General features: G+C 68.5%; 1 protein-coding gene. It reads right to left on the bottom strand.

The window, feature by feature from the left end:
- Nucleotides 1–257, bottom strand: a 257-nt coding sequence (locus ACEN88_RS35715; protein WP_413347123.1) for a protein kinase domain-containing protein, incomplete at both ends; no start/stop codon positions are given.

The following is a 257-nucleotide window of genomic DNA, read 5'->3' as shown; positions in this document are numbered from 1 at the left end:
CCATTGCCTGTGGCCGAGTCCGGGCGGCCGCTGCGGACGCAGGCCCGCGTCGCGCGCCTGGAGGGCAGACAGCCGGTTGAACGGGTGGCGCCCCGTCAGCAATTCATACGTGATGCAGCCGAGCGCATAGATGTCGTCGCGCGGATCGGGCTCGCGGTTTTCCAGCATCTCGGGGCTCGCATAGGCGGGCGTCAGGGCGCCGAGGCTGCCGGGATCGAAGACGGTCACGTCCGAGTCCTCTTCCGCTTTCTGGAACA

The organism is Massilia sp. CT11-108 (genome assembly GCF_047302915.1).
Classification (GTDB): domain Bacteria; phylum Pseudomonadota; class Gammaproteobacteria; order Burkholderiales; family Burkholderiaceae_D; genus Telluria; species Telluria orientalis.
Note: the sequence above shows the minus strand (reverse complement) of the source record. Positions and strands in the feature narration are given on the sequence as shown.